Source organism: Stenotrophomonas sp. YJH_SMC_43 (assembly GCF_059372535.1).
In genome coordinates this window covers 77,834-94,765 of record NZ_JCAFVQ010000005.1, presented here as the reverse complement: position 1 = coordinate 94,765, position 16,932 = coordinate 77,834, and the positions used below count along the sequence as shown (strand labels likewise).

10 protein-coding genes are annotated in these 16,932 nt (G+C 68.1%); 5 read left to right on the top strand and 5 right to left on the bottom strand.

Annotated features, from left to right (window positions below; genetic code table 11):
- Positions 1 to 46: 46 nt before the first annotated feature.
- From AC5QAH_RS19110 to AC5QAH_RS19100, 3 genes are all read right to left on the bottom strand, one after another.
- On the bottom strand, positions 47 to 2,875 hold the full coding sequence (locus AC5QAH_RS19110) for a valine--tRNA ligase (protein WP_010480718.1): 2,829 nt from the start codon (positions 2,873 to 2,875) through the stop codon (positions 47 to 49).
- A gap of 72 nt (positions 2,876 to 2,947) precedes the next feature.
- Complete coding sequence (locus tag AC5QAH_RS19105; RefSeq protein ID WP_010480719.1) at positions 2,948 to 3,373, bottom strand: DNA polymerase III subunit chi; 426 nt, start codon at positions 3,371 to 3,373, stop codon at positions 2,948 to 2,950.
- An 82-nt stretch (positions 3,374 to 3,455) separates the two neighbouring features.
- Entirely contained in the window at positions 3,456 to 4,934 is a 1,479-nt protein-coding gene (locus tag AC5QAH_RS19100) for a leucyl aminopeptidase (RefSeq protein WP_100447636.1), read from the bottom strand.
- 104 nt (positions 4,935 to 5,038) lie between these two features.
- On the opposite strand from AC5QAH_RS19100, the gene lptF reads away from it, so the two are divergent.
- Both lptF and lptG read left to right on the top strand, forming a co-directional pair.
- Positions 5,039 to 6,121 (top strand): LPS export ABC transporter permease LptF, encoded by a 1,083-nt coding sequence (gene lptF / locus AC5QAH_RS19095; protein ID WP_019338018.1) that lies wholly within the window; start codon positions 5,039 to 5,041, stop codon positions 6,119 to 6,121.
- Entirely contained in the window at positions 6,118 to 7,224 is a 1,107-nt protein-coding gene (gene lptG / locus AC5QAH_RS19090) for an LPS export ABC transporter permease LptG (RefSeq protein WP_043403322.1), read from the top strand. Before lptF ends, lptG begins: the two co-directional genes overlap by 4 nt.
- Before the next feature lie 92 nt (positions 7,225 to 7,316).
- Here the strand turns inward: lptG and AC5QAH_RS19085 are convergent, their stop codons facing one another.
- A complete protein-coding gene (locus tag AC5QAH_RS19085; RefSeq protein ID WP_019338020.1) occupies positions 7,317 to 7,808 on the bottom strand; it encodes an RDD family protein in 492 nt (163 codons plus the stop codon).
- Between the two features lie 56 nt (positions 7,809 to 7,864).
- Between AC5QAH_RS19085 and xerD the strand changes: the two genes are divergently transcribed.
- Together xerD and AC5QAH_RS19075 are read left to right on the top strand one after the other, a co-directional pair.
- Positions 7,865 to 8,842, top strand: a complete 978-nt coding sequence (xerD, locus tag AC5QAH_RS19080) for a site-specific tyrosine recombinase XerD (RefSeq protein ID WP_495232511.1) — start codon at positions 7,865 to 7,867, stop codon at positions 8,840 to 8,842.
- Between the two features lie 100 nt (positions 8,843 to 8,942).
- Positions 8,943 to 9,728 carry a thioredoxin fold domain-containing protein gene (locus AC5QAH_RS19075; protein ID WP_495232510.1) on the top strand — a complete coding sequence of 262 codons (786 nt, stop codon included), beginning with the start codon at positions 8,943 to 8,945 and terminating at the stop codon, positions 9,726 to 9,728.
- 120 nt (positions 9,729 to 9,848) lie between these two features.
- Here AC5QAH_RS19075 and AC5QAH_RS19070 read toward each other — a convergent pair whose 3' ends face one another.
- Positions 9,849 to 11,948 (bottom strand): glycosyl hydrolase family 18 protein, encoded by a 2,100-nt coding sequence (locus tag AC5QAH_RS19070; RefSeq protein WP_495232509.1) that lies wholly within the window; start codon positions 11,946 to 11,948, stop codon positions 9,849 to 9,851.
- A gap of 804 nt (positions 11,949 to 12,752) precedes the next feature.
- Between AC5QAH_RS19070 and purL the strand changes: the two genes are divergently transcribed.
- Positions 12,753 to 16,637 carry a phosphoribosylformylglycinamidine synthase gene (gene purL, locus AC5QAH_RS19065; protein WP_495232508.1) on the top strand — a complete coding sequence of 1,295 codons (3,885 nt, stop codon included), beginning with the start codon at positions 12,753 to 12,755 and terminating at the stop codon, positions 16,635 to 16,637.
- Positions 16,638 to 16,932 lie beyond the last annotated feature (295 nt).

Sequence of the window (16,932 nt, the reverse complement as noted above, 5' to 3'; positions counted from 1 at the left end):
CCGTGGTAGGTGCCAACCTTGGCTGGCACGCACCAGAGCGCGGCGCTTACAGCTTCGCGCGCTGCTCGCGCAGGCCGGCCAGCTGGGTGTTCCAGTCGACCAGGCGCACGCGTTCCTGCTCGACCACCGCCGGTGGCACCTTGTCGGTGAACCTGGCCAGCTTGGTCTCGCTCTTTTCCTTTTCGGCTTCGACGCGGGCGATTTCCTTGTCCAGGCGCACGCGCTCGGCGTCGAGATCGACCAGGCCTTCCAGCGGCACCAGCAGCTTCAGCTCGCCCACGATCGCAGCGGCAGCCGGCGGTGCGCTTTCGCCTTCGGCCAGCCACTGGATGCTGTCCAGCTTCAGCAGGAACGACAGCGAAGCGCTGAAGCGTTCGATGCGCACGCGGTCCTGTTCCAGGCCGGCCTGCAGGCGCAGCGGCACCAGCTTGGACGGGGCGACGTTCAGTTCGCTGCGCACGCGACGCACCGCACTGATCACCGCCTTCAGCCATTCCACGTCGGCCTCGGCCTGGGCAAAATCGCCCTCGAACTCGGCCGCGGTCGGGTACGGGCGCAGCGACAGCGTGGTTTCGGCCAGGCCCAGGCGCGGGGCCAGCTGCTGCCACAGCTGTTCAGTGATGAACGGCGTGAGCGGGTGCAGCAGGCGCAGCAGCGCTTCCAGCACGTACAGCAGGGTGTGGCGGGTGCTTTCGGCATCGGCGCCGTCGGCACCGTTCAGGGCCGGCTTGCTCAGTTCCAGGAACCAGTCGCAGAACGCGTTCCAGGCGAACTCGTACAGGCACTGTGCCAGCAGATCGAAGCGGTAGGCGGCGAAATGGCCCTGCGCTTCGGCAGTGGTGGCGGCCAGGCGCGCGAGGATCCAGCGCTCGGCATCGGTGCGCGGCTTCGGCACGCCGGTGAACGCGGCACCTTCAGTGTTCATCAGCGCGAAGCGGCTGGCATTCCACAGCTTGTTGCAGAAGTTCTTGTAGCCCTCGGCGCGGTTCATGTCGAACTTGATGTCGCGGCCGTGGGTGGCCAGCGCGGCGATGGTGAAGCGCAGCGCATCGGCACCGTGGGCAGCAATGCCGTCCGGGAATTCCTTGCGGGTGGCCTTTTCGATCTTCTCCACCATCTTCGGCTGCATCAGGCCGCCGGTACGCTTGGCGACCAGGTCGTCGATGGTGATGCCGTCGATGATGTCCAGCGGGTCGAGCACGTTGCCCTTGCTCTTGGACATCTTCTGGCCCTGGCCGTCGCGGATCAGGCCGGTGAAGTAGACGTCCTTGAACGGGATCTTCCCGACCAGGTTGTCGGTGGCCATGATCATGCGCGCCACCCAGAAGAAGATGATGTCGAAGCCGGTGATCAGCACCGACGACGGCAGGTAGCGGTCGAAGCCGCGCTCGGCCATCGCCTGTTCGTTCGGCCAGCCCAGGGTGGAGAATGGCCACAGCTGCGAGGAGAACCAGGTCTCCAGCACGTCGCTTTCCTGGTTCAGCACCACGTCGCTGCCGAGGTTGTTCTTCGCGCGCACTTCGTCTTCGCTGCGACCGACGTAGCAGTTGCCGGTGGCGGCGTCGAACCACGCCGGAATGCGGTGGCCCCACCACAGCTGGCGGCTGATGCACCAGTCCTGGATGTTGTTCATCCAGTGGCGGTAAGTGTTGATCCAGTTCGGCGGAACGAAGGCGATGCTTCCGTCCTCGACCAGTTCCAGGCCACGCTTGGCCAGGTCGTCCATCTTCACGAACCACTGGTCGGTCAGGTACGGCTCGATCACCTGGCCGGTGCGATCACCGCGCGGCACCTGCAGCTTGTGCGCCTTGGTCTCGACCAGGATGCCCAGGTCTTCCAGCTCGGCCAGCACGGCCTTGCGCGCGGCGTAGCGGTCCAGGCCCTGGAAGCGTTCGGGTGCGTTTTCATTCAGCGCCGCCACCGGGGTGAACAGGTTGATCATCGGCAGGCTGTGGCGCACGCCCACTTCATAGTCGTTGAAATCGTGCGCCGGGGTGACCTTGACCACGCCGGTGCCGAACGCACGGTCCACGTAATCGTCGGCGATCACCGGCACGCGGCGGCCGGTCAACGGCAGCACCACCTGCTTGCCGATCAGGTGCGCATAGCGCTCGTCTTCCGGATGCACCATCACCGCCGTATCACCCAGCAGGGTTTCCGGGCGCGTGGTGGCGACCACCAGGTAGTCGCGGGTTTCGCGCAGGGTTTCCACGCCGTCGGCATCGCGCTCGACGTGCTCGTAGCTCAGGCCTTCATCCAGCGTGTAGGCGATCGACCACAGGAAGCCGTCTTCCTCGGCGCTCTCCACTTCCAGGTCGGAAATGGCGGTCTTCAGCACCGGGTCCCAGTTGACCAGGCGCTGGCCACGGTAGATCAGGCCCTGCTCGTACCAGCGCACGAAGGCTTCGTTGACGGCGGCCGACGGCTGCGGGTCCATGGTGAAGGTGCTGCGCGACCAGTCGGCGGAGGTGCCGAGGCGGCGCATCTGGCGCTCGATGGTGTCGCCGGACTGCTGCTTCCACTCCCAGACCTTGCCGATGAAGCCCTCGCGGCCCAGCGAATCGCGGGTCTCGCCCTTGCCTTCCAGCGCCAGGTTGCGGCTGACCACCATTTCGGTGGCAATGCCGGCATGGTCGGTACCGACCTGCCACAGCGTGTCGTAGCCACGCATGCGGTGGTAGCGCACCAGCGCATCCATCAGGGTCTGCTGGAACGCGTGGCCCATGTGCAGGGTGCCGGTTACGTTCGGCGGCGGCAGCAGGATGGTGTACGGCTCGCCCGTGCCGGACGGCTTGAAGTGGCCGGCCTTCTCCCAGGCCTCGTAGAGGTCGGTCTCGAAGGACTTCGGGTCGTAGCTGGAGGCGAGTTGGGTCATGCGGGGGAACCAGGAGGTAATCGTTGAAGGATCAGGGCGCGGCGGCGGCCCATCAAGGGGGCCGGGGCGCGCTTACATGTCGTGCTTGTTCAGGTCGTAACCGGCGGCCTTGTACTGGCGCCAGCGTTCGCGCAGCGGTTCGCGCGCTTCCGGGTCGGCCGGAACCACTTCCAGCACGCGCTCGCACTCGCCCAGCCAGGGTTCATCACGCAGGTTGATCACCAGCGGACGCGCCGGTGCCCCGGTGCCGGGTACGGCGATCAGCACCAGCGCTTCTTCCTCGTCCATGTCCTCGCCGGCGATCTGGTGCGGGATGTAAGCGTCGTTGTCGAACGCCCACAGCAGTTCGTCCAGCTCCTCGGCCTGGGCCTGGTCGCGGGCCAGCACCAAGGTGAACAGCCCGGCGTCGTTGGCCTTGCGTGCCAGCTCGCAGACCAGGCGCAACGGCTCGGTCAGGAAGCGGGGCTTGGCGATCAGGTAGAAGTCGGCGCGGGGCATGGCAGGGTCCGGGTCAGGCAGGGTTCCGGCGGTGCCGGGCGAGGCCCCGGCCGGCGGGCGCCGGCCAGGGTCGGGTACGGCATCAGGCGCGGGCGGCCTGGTCCAGCAGCCACTGGCTCAGCAGGCCGACCGGGCGGCCGGTGGCCATGCCACGCTTGCCTTCATCGCTGGCCACGCCGGCGATGTCCAGGTGGGCCCAGCGCTGGCCTTCGGTGAAGCGAGACAGGAAGCAGCCAGCGGTGATCGCGCCGGCCCAGCGGCCGCCGATGTTGTAGACGTCGGCGAAGGTCGAATCCAGCATCGGCTGGTACTCGTCCCACAGCGGCAGGCGCCAGGCGCGGTCGAACACGTGCTCGCCGGCGGCCAGCAGCTCGTTGGCCAGGTCGTCGTGCTTGCTCATCAGGCCGGCGGTCTGGTGGCCGAGGGCGACCATGCAGGCACCGGTCAGGGTGGCGACGTCGACCAGCGCGGCCGGCTCGAAGCGCTGCGCGTAAGTCAGCGCGTCGCACAGGATCAGGCGGCCTTCGGCGTCGGTGTTGCCGACTTCGATGGTCTTGCCCGACATCGAGGTGATCACGTCGGACGGACGGTAGGCGTTGCCGTCGATGGCGTTTTCCACCGCCGGCACCACCACCACCACGTTCAGCGGCAGCTTGGCCTTGACCGCAGCGACGAAGGTGCCGATGACGTTGGCGCCACCGCACATGTCGTACTTCATTTCTTCGATGCCGCCCTGGGTCTTCAGGTTGACGCCACCGGTATCGAAGGTGATGCCCTTGCCGACCAGTACATAGGGCTTGGCGTCGCCAGCACCGGTCCACTTCAGCACCACCAGGCGCGGGCGGTTGGCCGAACCACGGGCCACGGCCAGCAGCGAACCCATGCCCAGCGCTTCCATCTGGTGCTCGTCGAGGATCTCGGCTTCGGCACCGTCATGCTCGCCGGCAAACTTCACGCCCACCTCGGCCAGGTAGGCCGGGGTGCAGTAGTTCGGCGGCAGGTTGCCCAGCTCGCGGGCGAACTCGACACCGGCGGCGATGGCCTGGCCCTGGGCCAGGGCCTGCGCGTCGTCACCGGCGATGGCCAGCTGGGCCAGGCCGGCGTCGTCGGCCTTCTTCTTGCCCAGGGTGGCGGTGTAGCGGTAGGCGGCGTGATCGGCGGCGATCACCGCCTGGCGGATCGCCCAGGCCGCGTCGCGGTCCTTGATGGCCACTTCGGACAGGGTGAACAGTGCGCTGCGGGCAGCACCGGCCTTCAGCGCGCGCACGGCGTCGCCGACGGCCTTCAGGTACTGCGGCACGCCGAAACGGGCGACTTCGCCCAGGCCGACCACCAGCACGCGCGGGGCGGTCACGCCCGGCAGGTCATGCAGCAGGGTGGTGGCGCCGGTCTTGCCGGACAGGTCGCCGCGCTGGGCCAGGGCGGCCAGGCGGCCACCGCTGGCGGCGTCCAGGGCCTGTGCGGCCGGGGTCAGGGTATGGTCGGCATAGGCGCCGACCACCAGGCAATCAACGGCGGCGGCGGCCGGAGCAACGTGGTTCAGGGTGAATTCGAGGGCCATTGAGCAGATTCCATTGGCGAGTCCGTACAATCGCAGGCCGTTTACGCCCAGACAGTAGACTGGGCGGCACCGCGAACGAACCCCAGAGTTTAAACCACCGCCCCATGCTGAAGCTCGACCGATACCTGCTGGGCGATTTCGTCCAGAGTTTCTTGGCTACCCTGATCGTCCTGCTGGTGGTCAGCGTGGGCGGCGTGCTGGTGGACATCCTCGGCAACATCGCCGACGGGCGGCTGCCGGCCAAGCTGCTGTTCTCGCAGCTGGGCCTGCAGTTCATCGCCTACCTGCCGCTGATCCTGCCGCTGGCACTGATGCTGGGCCTGCTGCTGGCCATCGCCCGCCTGTACCGCGATTCGGAAATGGCGGTCATCACCGCCATTGGCGTGGGCCCCAAGCGCCTGCTGCGGCCGCTGTTGATGCTGGTGGTGCCGGTGGTGGTGCTGGTCGGCACCTGCTCGCTGTGGCTGGGCCCCTGGGCCGGCCGGGTGGCCGAGCAGATGATCATCGAGGCCAACCGCAGCGTGCTGATGGCCGGCCTGGAGCCGGGCCGCTTCACCCCGCTGCCCAATGGCGGCGTGGTCTACCTGTCCTCGATCTCGCCCGATGGCACCCAGCTGGGCAAAGTGTTTCTGCAGCGCCAGAAGGATGACCGCCTGGAGGTGGTGTCGGCCAATGGCGGTCGCATGTTCTTCGAGGGTACCCGCCAGCGCTTCCTGGAGCTGGATGACGGCCACCAGGTGGAAGGGCCGGTGGCCGGTGCGCTGGACTACCGCCTGGCGACCTTCGCCCGCAATGACGTGGCCCTGCCCGATGGCGCGCAGACCCGCACCGAGGATGACCCGGAACTGATGCCGACCCTGCAGCTGATCGGCGATGAGCGTCCGCAGGCACAGGCGCAGCTGCACCGCCGCCTGGCCCCGCCGCTGATCGCGCTGGCGTTCGCCCTGCTGACCGTGCCGCTGGGCCGCAGCTCGCCGCGCCAGCAGCGCTACGGCCGCATGATGCTGGCGCTGATGGCCTACATGGTCGGCACCAACCTGATGTTCATCGGCAGCGGCTGGATCGCCAACGGCAAGATCCCCGCTGCGCTCGGCCTGTGGTGGTTGACCCTGCCGCTGCTGGCGCTGGCCATCTGGATGTATGCACGTGATGGCCGCCTGGGCCGCCCGAAGGGAGCCCGCGCATGAGGCTGCGCCCGATGCGTTTCGACCTGTACCTGGGCCGGTCGGTGTTCACCACCGTGTTGCTGACGTGGGCCGTACTGGTCGGTCTGGACGTGGTGATGGCGTTCTCCGGCGAGTTCAAGGACATCGGCAAGAACGGCTACACCCTGGGCCATGCCGCCGCCTGGGTGCTGTATACGGTGCCACGCCGCGCCTACACCATGTTCCCCACCGCCGCGGTGATCGGCGCACTGATGGGCCTGGGCCAGCTGGCGGCGACCTCGGAGCTGACCGCGCTGCGTGCACTGGGGCTGTCGCGCAAGCGCCTGAGCGTTTCAGTGGCGATCGCGCTGTCGCTGCTGACCGCGGTGATGGTGCTCAGCGCCGAGACCCTGGGCCCCTGGGGCCAGGACCGTGCCGATGCGTTGAAGTCCAGTGCCAAGTGGGGGCGGGATATCGCCACCAGCCGTTATTCGGGCCTGTGGGCACGCGAGGGCGATACCTTCCTCAATGCGCAGAGTGGCGAGGAGCAGCTGGTTGGCGACAAGGGCACGCGCCTGATCCTGCGCGACGTGCGCCTGTATCACATCGCTGAAGACGGCCGGATCGCCTCGCTGACCCATGCTGCCACCGTCGAGCATGACAAGGATGGCTGGGTATTGACGGGCGTGCGCCGGGACACCTTTGGTGAACGCTCGGCCACGCGTGAGGAAGTGGCGCGCGAAGCGTGGAATTCTTCGCTGGATCCGGCGGCGCTGGCCACCGGCATCGCCAAGCCGCGCAACCTCAGCGTGGCCGAACTGAGTACCAGCATCGCCTATCGCCAGCGCAACGGGCTGGATGCGCGCGACTTCGAGGATGTGTACTGGAGCCGCTGGTTCTACCCGGTGAACGTGCTGGCGCTATGCCTGGCGGCGGTGCCGTTCGCGTTCGGTTCGCTGCGCAGCGGCGGCATGGGCAAGCGCCTGTTCCTGGGCATCCTGTTCGCGCTGGGCTTCTGGCTGCTGCAGCTGTTCTTCGGGCGCATGGCCGGCGCGTTGAAGTTCGATTACCGCATTGCCTATGCGCTGCCGCCGATCGTGATGCTGGCGGTGTCAGGACTGCTGTTCCGGCGCAAGTCGGGCTGATTCTGGTTGTTGTAGAGCCGAGCCTGTGCTCTCGGCTGTCACGTACAGTGCGGAAAGCAGCCGAGCACGGGCTCGGCTCTACAGACAGCGCCTTACCTTTTCGGCATCCGCACCAGGCGGGTACCGCTGGCGCGGTCATGCCAGGTCAGGCGTCCGCGATCGACCCACGCCCACCAGAATCCCAGTCCACCCAGCAGCAGGGACAGCGTGCCCACGGCGAAGCGCAGCCACAGCTGGCTGCGCCGCAGCGGCGCGCCATCGCTGGCGTGCAGTTTCAGCCGCCACGGCCGCATGCCCAGCGTCTGCCCGCCGCGGCGCCAGCTTGCCGTCGCGTACCACCCCGTGATCGCCCAGCACACCGCCCACAGCAGCCACTGCCAAGCACTGAACGGCGCGATGTTCTCGCGCTGGGCATGGCCGCTGAAGGTGTAGGCAAGGGTGAACAGGGTGCCGGCCAGCATCCACAGCGCCAGCACCGGCAGCGCGTCGTAGACCATCGCCAGCGCGCGCCACAGCAGCAATGCGCGCGGGCGGGGCAGCTCTGTAGCGGCCGCAGGGGCCGTATCAATGACGGGGCGGGACATGCGCCGAGCATACGCAATGCTGGCCGCATCCGCAGTGGCCCTCGTATCCTGCACGCATGGCCTCTGTTTCCACCCCCGCCGAACGCCGCCAGCTGGTGCAGCAACTGCCCGAGCTGCGCGCCGATGACAGCGTGCGCATCCAGCGCTTCCTCGATGCGATCTGGGCCGAGAACGGCCTGGCCCGCGCCACCCTCGACAGCTACCGGCGCGACCTGGAAGGGCTGGCACGCTGGATGGACGGGCGCGATGGTGGCCTGGCCGGCATCGAGCGTCCCGGCCTGTTCGACTATCTGGCTTGGCGTACCCGCCACGGCTGGTCACCGCGCAGCAATGCGCGGTTGCTGTCGGCGCTGCGGGCGTTCTTCGCCGATGGCGTGCGCCGCGGCGAACGCAGCGAGGATCCCAGCGCGCTGCTGGATCCGCCCAAGCTGCCACGATTGCTGCCCAAGGCGCCGGCCGAGAGCCAGATCGACGCGCTGTTGGCAGCACCGGATGTCGACAGCCCGCTGGGCCTGCGCGATCGGGCCATGCTGGAGCTGATGTATGCCGCCGGCCTGCGCGTGAGCGAGCTGGTGCTGCTGCCCGCCACCGCGGTCAACCTGCGCCAGGGCGTGCTGCGGGTGACCGGCAAGGGCAGCAAGGAACGGCTGGTGCCGCTGGGTGAGGAGTCGCAGCACTGGCTGGAGCGTTACCTGCAGCAGTCGCGCCCGCTGCTGGTCGGCAAGGGCAAGGTGCACGCGTTGGCAGACGGGCAGACACCGTTGTTCGTCGAGCCGACGCTGCATGCGCTGACCCGCCAGGCGTTCTGGCATCTGGTCAAGCGCCACGCCCAGGTGGCCGGCATCGATCCGGCGCGGATCAGCCCGCATGGCCTGCGGCACAGCTTTGCCACGCATCTGCTCAACCGCGGTGCCGACCTGCGCGCGCTGCAGATGCTGCTCGGCCACAGCTCGCTGTCGACCACCCAGATCTACACCCTGGTGGCCCGCGAACACCTGCAGAAGCTGCACGCACGCCACCATCCGCGCGGCTGAGCGCAGGCCTGAACCCCGGCCTCAAGCGTCGGGCGGTGTCGCGGCCCGGTCGCGGCAGCTGTGTCAGAATCCGGGGTCTTCTTCTGCCGCGGACCGCTCCATGCTCCGATTTGCCATCGCCGCCGTGTTCGGTGCGCTCAGCCTGACCGCCTGCGCCCAGCCGGCCCCGCCAGCTGCCAAGGCACCCGCCACCGCTGCGGCCAAGGCCAGCCCGGCCGCCAACGCGTCGGCCGATCAGGCCGTGCGCGCCGCGCTGACCGCGCTGAACCCCGGTTTCCAGGTGGACTACATCGGTGCTGCACCGTTCCCCGGCTTCCGTGAGGTCGTCGTGTCCGGCCAGCTGCTGTACGTGTCCGATGATGGCCGCTACCTGTTCCAGTCGCAGCCCTACGACACCCGCGCCAAGGGCCCGGCCAACAGCGAAGGCCTGCTCGGCTACCGCCGCGATCTGCTGGCCAAGGCCAACCATGGCGACCGCATCGTGTTCGCCGCGCCGAATGCCAAGTACACCATCAGCGTGTTCACCGACATCGAGTGTGGCTACTGCCGCAAGCTGCACCAGGACATCGCCGAGCTCAACCGCAACGGCATCACCGTCGAGTACCTGGCGTTCCCGCGCATGGGGCTGGGCAGCAAGGACTACACCGACATGATCTCGGTCTGGTGTGCAGCGGATCGCCGCCAGGCGCTGACCAATGCCAAGCGCGGTGGCAATGTGCCGGCCAAGAACTGCACCAACCCGGTGGCGATGCAGTACGCACTGGGCCAGCAGCTGGGCGTGAACGGGACGCCGGCGATCTTCGCGCCGGACGGTAGCCAGCTGGGCGGTTACCTGCCGCCGGCGCAGCTGCGCGCGGCGCTGGAAAAGCTGTCGGCCAAGCGCTGATCGCCGCCGACGTTGTTTCTGTAGAGCCGAGCCCATGCTCGGCTGCGGAAACATCAGCCGAGCATGGGCTCGGCTCTACAGGTAGGAAGCCGGGGGCGCGCAGCACCCCCGGCTTTTTTCTTACTTCAGGCCGTCACTGACCGCCTTGGTCAGCGTGCCCTGTGCATCGTCACCACTGAACTCCCAGACGAACGCGCCGCCCAGGCCCTGGGTCTTCACGTAGCCCATCTTGCGGGTGATGTTGGCCGGGGTATCGAAGCTCCACAGCGTGCTGCCGTTGTAGATCCAGGTGGCACCGGCGGTGTTGTCGGTGTAGCCCGGCCACGCCAGGTTATTCAGCACCTTCCAGTCTTCGATGCCGGCTTCATACGTGCCCGGAGCGGCGCCAGTGGCGGTCTGGTACAGGCCGTTGTTGGCGTTGGCCACCCCGGTCCAGCCACGCCCGTAATAGCCGATGCCCAGGTTGAGCTTGGCGGCGGGCACGCCGCGGCTGATGAAGGCCTCGATGGCGTCGTTGCTGTTGTACAGCTTCTGGTCGCCGGTGGACGGATCATTCGGCGAATCGAACAGTGCCGACTGGTGATTGGTCTTCGCATCCCACGCGCCGTGGAAGTCGTAGGTCATCACGTTGATGTAGTCCAGGTACGGGTGGTACGCGGCTGGATCGGTGACGCGGATCTTGTCGATGCCGGCACCCACCGCCACCGTCAGCAACAGGCCCGGACGCACCGCATCGAGCTGGCGGCGGAACTCGGCCATCAGTGCGGTGAAGTTGGCGTTGTCTTCCGGCTTGCCGCATTCGATGCCGCAGGCCACCGGGTATTCCCAGTCGATGTCGATGCCGTCGAACACGCCCAGCGCGGCACCGGCGCCACCGGCACCGTCGGTCACCGGCAGGTTGCCCTTGATGTAGGCGTCGATGCACGAGGCGACGAACGCCTGGCGGTTTTCTGGGCGCGCCGCGCTGGAGAAGCCGCGCGACCAGGTCCAGCCACCCAGCGAGATCAGCACCTTCATGCCCGGGTACTTGGCCTTGAGCTGCTTGAGCTGGTTCCAGTTGCCACGCAGCGGCTGGTCCCAGGTATCGGCGCTGCCGCTGACACTCTCGGCAGCGCTGAAGGCCTTGGTGTAGTCGGCGAAGGCATCGCCACCGGCACCGCTGTTCGGATCCGACGGCTGGGTGATGCCCACTTCGCAGCGGTTGTTGCGCACGTTGCCGAACGCGTAGTTGATGTGGGTCAGGCGTGCGGCCGAGCCGCTGCTGTCGATGTTCTTGACCCGGTAATTGCGGCCGTAGATGCCCCACTGGGTGAAGTAGCCGATGACCCGCTTGCCGGTGGTGCCGCCGTCGCCGGCCAGCGTGGTGGCGCTGATCTCGGTGCCCTGTGCCGACGCGTTGCCGGCGTTGTCGCGGGCGCGCACGCGGTAGCGGTAGGTGGTGGAGGCAGTCAGCCCGCCGTCGACATAGCTGGCACTGGACGGTGAACCGACCAGGCTGCCGTTGCGGTACACGTCGTAGCCGGCCACGCCGCTGCCACCGGTGTTGTCGGAGGACGGGCTCCAGCTGAGCGCGATGCTGTTGGCGGTGCGCGTACCGACCGCCAGCCCGCCCGGCACGCTCGGTGCGGTGGTATCGCCACCGGCGGCGTTGACGGTGATGGTGATGGTCGCGGTGCTGCTGGTGGCGTTGTTGTTGTCAGTGGCCACCGCGCGCAGGGTGTGGCTGCCGGCGCTGGCATTGGCCCAGCTGGCCGCGTACGGCGCACTGGTGGCCACGCCCAGCGTGCTGCCATCGCGGAAGAACTCGACCTTGGCGACGCTGCCGTCCGGATCACTGGCGTTGGCAGTCACGTTGACCGTGCTGCCGGCACTGAAGGTGGCGCCGTTGGCCGGCGAGGTCAGGCTGACCACCGGCGGCTGGTTGGCGCCGCTGCCATCGCAGGCGCCGAGGTTGGTGTAGTAGGGCGCACCGGCCGGATGGTCCGGCGGCGCGTTCCAGATGTCCTGGTTCGCCCGATAGAGGACGCCTCCTTTCTGCAGGGTATCGCCGGCCCGGTAGATCCTGGCCTGGTCCCACTGGGCCACCCCGGCACAGCTGGCGGCCTGCGCCAGGCCGGGCAGGGCGGCGGCACCGGCGGCCACGGCAAGCAGCCAGGCCAGGCGGCGGGGACGACAGCTTCGGGTCGCACGTTCGGCACTGCGCACAATCGGGTCGTACATGGGTAAGTCTCCGATCAAAGGGCGCGCGGGCCCCGATGGCGCCGCGCGTGACGCAGGTCCGGGCATCGCCCGGGAAGGCGACGGAGGGGCCGGACGGAGGTACCTGGGAGGCCGGGGAGAGAGTCCGGCGCCAGGTAGGGACAACGTTGTCATCAATCATGTGGTCAATCCGTGAGCAAGCGCATGGTTCCGGGAATCGGGCGGAGAGCGGCGCTGCGCGCGGCCGGCGGCCATCGGCGGAGCCCCTCGTGGCGGGTCGCACTGCGATTTCATGGGTTTGCCCGGGCGGGTGGGCATCGCGGGGGACGCCGTAAACCCGTCCATGGGGGCTTGGCCGCGGCATCCATGCCGCGGACACCCCCGCGATGCCCACCCGCCCGACCCCTGACAGGTTCCTGCGCGGCCCAGCCACGAAAGACAGAACAGAAAATCAAAATCAAAAGCCGGTCGCTTCGCTCTTCAATGCCTGATTTCTGACTTCCTCTGGTTGCCGGCCAGCGGCCGGCACTACCGGGGAGCATCCACGCATGGCGGCAGATCGCGGAAATCTGTCGGGGGCGGGGTGGTGGGGGCCAGCAGGACCGTTGGCGCCATGGATGGCGCCATCGAGCCCCCATGGACGGGTTTACGGCGTGTCCTGCTGGCCCCCACCACCCCGCCATCCCACGGGAACCCCGCTTTTGCTTGGGCCGTTGCCGTTGCTTCGGCCCTGGCCTCGGCGGGTGCCGGGCGCCGCCCGGCCAAAGCCCACCCCCCGCTTCCGGTACAATGTCGGGCCCGTTTCCCAACTACGGTTCCCCGGACATGATGGTCCTCGAGGGCGCGCCCGCCCTGTCGCCGTTCCGCCGCGAACGTCTTGAATCCCGCCTGCAGTCCATCGCTCCCTCCCTGCGCATCAGCGGTGCCTGGCACGTCTACTTCGTGCAGCCCGAAGGCAGCGCCGCCCCCGACCTGACCACGCTGTGCCGCATCCTCGAAGCTGCGCCGCAGGCCGAGGCCCTGGCCGAAGGCGCGGTCAGCCGCATCGTGGTGCCGCGCCTGGGCACGCTGTCGCCGTGGTCGAGCAAGGCCACCGAGCTGGTCCGTGGTGCCGGGCAGCCGGTGAGCCGGGTCGAGCGCGGCCTGCGCATCGACGTGCAGGGCTGGCCGGCCGATGCCGCCGCCCAGCAGGCGCTGGTCAAGGCGCTGCACGACCCGATGACGCAGTCGGTGCTGGAGACCGTGGAGCAGGGCCAGGCGCTGTTCTCGGCGCCGGCCCGTGGCGAACTGGAACGCGTGCCGGTGGACCAGCTGGAGGCCGCCAACCAGCGCCTCGGCCTGGCCATGGCCCAGGACGAGATCGACTACCTGCGCGAACGCTTCACCGCGCTGGGCCGCGCGCCGTCCGACGTCGAACTGATGATGTTCGCGCAGGCCAATTCCGAGCACTGCCGGCACAAGATCTTCAACGCCAGCTGGACCATCGACGGTCAGGAGCAGGACCGCTCGCTGTTCCGGATGATCAAGAACACCCACCAGCAGACCCCGCAGCACACGCTCAGCGCGTACAGCGACAATGCGGCGGTGATTGAAGGCCATCCGGCCTCGCGTTACCGCCCGGACCCGGCCAGTGGCGAATACCGCCGCGAAGCACAGGTGCCCAGCGCGTTCCAGATCAAGGTGGAAACGCACAACCACCCGACCGCGATCGCACCGTTCCCGGGCGCATCGACCGGCAACGGTGGCGAGATCCGCGACGAAGGCGCAACCGGCCGCGGCGGCAAGCCGAAGGCAGGCCTGTCCGGTTTCTCGGTCTCGCACCTGCGCATCCCGGAGCTGCCGCAGCCGTGGGAAGCACCGCGCGCGCTGAACCCGCGCATGGCGCCGGCGCTGGAAATCATGACTGACGGCCCGCTGGGCGGCGCTGCGTTCAACAACGAATTCGGCCGCCCGAACCTGCTCGGCTACTTCCGCAGCTTCGAGCTGCCGGAAGGCGCCGATCTGGTCCGCGCCTACGACAAGCCGATCATGCTGGCCGGTGGCCTCGGCGCGATCGATCGCGTACAGGTTGACAAGATCCCGCTGCAGGCCGGTGATGCGGTCATCGTGCTCGGTGGCCCGGCGATGCTGATCGGCCTGGGCGGCGGCGCCGCCAGTTCGGTGGCCTCCGGTGAAAGCGCCGAGGACCTGGACTTCGCCAGCGTGCAGCGCGACAACCCGGAAATGGAGCGTCGCTGCCAGGAGGTCATCGACCGCTGCGTGGCAATGGGTGCCAACAACCCGATCAAGTTCTTCCATGACGTCGGTGCAGGTGGCCTGTCCAATGCCATCCCCGAACTGCTGCACGACTCGAACGTCGGTGGTGTCATCGACCTGGGCAAGGTGCCCACCGATGACCCGTCGCTGTCGCCGATGCAGCTGTGGTGCAACGAATCGCAGGAACGCTACGTGCTCGGCGTGGCCCAGGAGCGCCTGGCCGAGTTCGCCGCGCTGTGCGCGCGCGAGCGCTGCCCGTTCGCTGCCGTTGGCGTGGCCACCGCTGAAGAGCACCTGGTGGTCGCCTACGGCGCCGTGCCGGGCCACACCCCGGCCGATGCGCCGATCGACCTGCCGATGGACGTGCTGTTCGGCAAGCCGCCGAAGATGCACCGCGCCACCGCGCACCCGCCGGCACCGCGCTGGCCGGCGCTGAAGACCGGCGGCCTGGACCTGCAGGACGCCGGCCTGCGCGTGCTCGCGCACCCGACGGTCGCTTCGAAGAACTTCCTGGTCACCATCGGTGACCGCAGCGTCGGTGGCCTGACCGCGCGCGAACAGATGGTCGGCCCGTGGCAGCTGCCGGTGGCCGACGTGGCGATCACCCTGGCCGACTTCGACGGCGTGGCCGGCGAAGCGATGTCGATCGGCGAGCGCACCCCGCTGGCCCTGCTCGATGCGGCTGCTTCGGCACGCATGGCGGTGGGCGAAGCGCTGACCAACCTGTGCGCGGCCCCGGTCGATGCGCTGGATGAGATCAAGCTGTCGGCGAACTGGATGGCCGCGGCCGGCCACCCCGGCGAAGACGCGCTGCTGTACGACGCGGTGAAGGCGGTGGGCATGGAACTGTGCCCGCAGCTGGACATCAGCATCCCGGTCGGCAAGGACTCGCTGTCGATGCAGGCGCAGTGGCACGACCAGGGCGAAGCGCACAAGAGCGTGTCGCCGGTGTCGCTGGTGATCTCGGCGTTCGCGCCGGTGGCCGACGTGCGCCAGCAGCTGACCCCGCTGCTCGATCGTGATGTGGACAGCGAGCTGTGGTTGATCGGCCTCGGCGCCGGCAAGCAGCGCCTGGGCGGTTCGATCCTGGCGCAGGTGCATGCCGACCACGGCGACCTGCCGGCCTTCGCCGGCGCCGCACCGGACCTGGATGACCCGCAGCGCCTGCGTGGCTTCTTCGAGCTGATCCGCGATGCGCGCCAGGCCGGCCTGCTGCTGGCTTACCACGACCGCAGCGACGGCGGCGCCTTCGCCGCGCTGTGCGAAATGGCCTTCACCTCGCGGCTGGGCCTGGACATCACCCTCGATGCCTGGGGCGACGATCCGTTCCGCAGCCTGTTCAATGAAGAGCTGGGCGCGGTGGTGCAGATCGCCCGCGAAGACCGCGCCGCCTTTGCCGACCTGGTCGAGCGCCATGCACTGATCGAGTGTGCACAGCGCATCGCCAAGCCGACCACCGCACCGGTGGTGCGCGTGTCGCTGGCCGGCGAGAACCTGGCCGAATGGCGCTGGGAAGCGCTGTTCGACGCCTGGTGGTCGGTCACCCACGCGATGCAGAAGCGCCGCGACAACCCGGCCAATGCCGATGCCGAGCGCGAGATCGCCCGTGCCTTCACTGCGCCGGGCCTGAAGCCCAAGCTCAGCTTCGACCTCAATGAAGATGTGGCCGCCCCGTTCATCAGCACCGGCGCGCGTCCGCGCGTGGCGGTACTGCGCGAGCAGGGCGTCAACGGCCAGATCGAAATGGCCAACGCCTTCGAACGTGCCGGCTTCCGCGCCTTCGACGTGCATATGAGCGACCTGATCGAAGGCCGCGTGGCATTGCAGGACTTCACCGGCCTGGTCGCCTGCGGTGGCTTCAGCTACGGCGACGTGCTGGGTGCCGGCCGCGGCTGGGCCACCTCGATCCTGGAGCGCAGTGCGCTGCGTGATGCCTTTGCCGCGTTCTTCGCGCGCGAGGACAGCTTCGCGCTGGGCGTGTGCAACGGTTGCCAGATGATGAGCCAGCTCAAGGGCATCATTCCGGGGGCCGAGCACTGGCCGCAGTTCCGCCGCAACGCCAGTGAGCAGTTCGAAGCCCGTACCGCGCTGCTGGAAGTGGTGGAGTCGCCGTCGATCCTGCTGCGTGGCATGGCTGGTTCGCGCCTGCAGGTGGCGGTGGCGCATGGTGAAGGCCAGGCCGTGTTCGACAATGCCGTCGACCAGGCAGCCGCTCGCGTTTCGCTGCGCTACATCGATGGCAACGGCAACGTGGCCAGCCAGTACCCGCTGAACCCGAACGGTTCGCCGGACGGCATCACCGGCCTGACCAGCAGCGACGGCCGCGTCACCATCATGATGCCGCACCCGGAACGCACGCCGCGCGCGCTCAACATGAGCTGGGCGCCGGCCGAGTGGCAGGGTGACTCGCCGTGGATGCGCATGTTCCGCAACGCGCGGGTATGGTGCGGCTGATCGCATCGTTCTGCGCAGGCCGCAATGCCGCTGCGTACGGAAAAACCCGCCGATGATCGGCGGGTTTTTCTATGCGCGCGTGAAACTCCTGTCCCGACCGCTAGTTACATCGATTTTCATGCGGCGGAACTTCGTCACGCTTGCCTAACAAAACACTTTCATAAACAGGTGAAAGGGTGAACTGCTTCACGGCAATAGGATTTGTCGTGTCAAAGTCTTGACGATTTGGAAAGTTGCCGTTAACACTTGAACCCCGTTTCAGAATCATTCATTTCGCAGTAACCGGTTGGCGCAC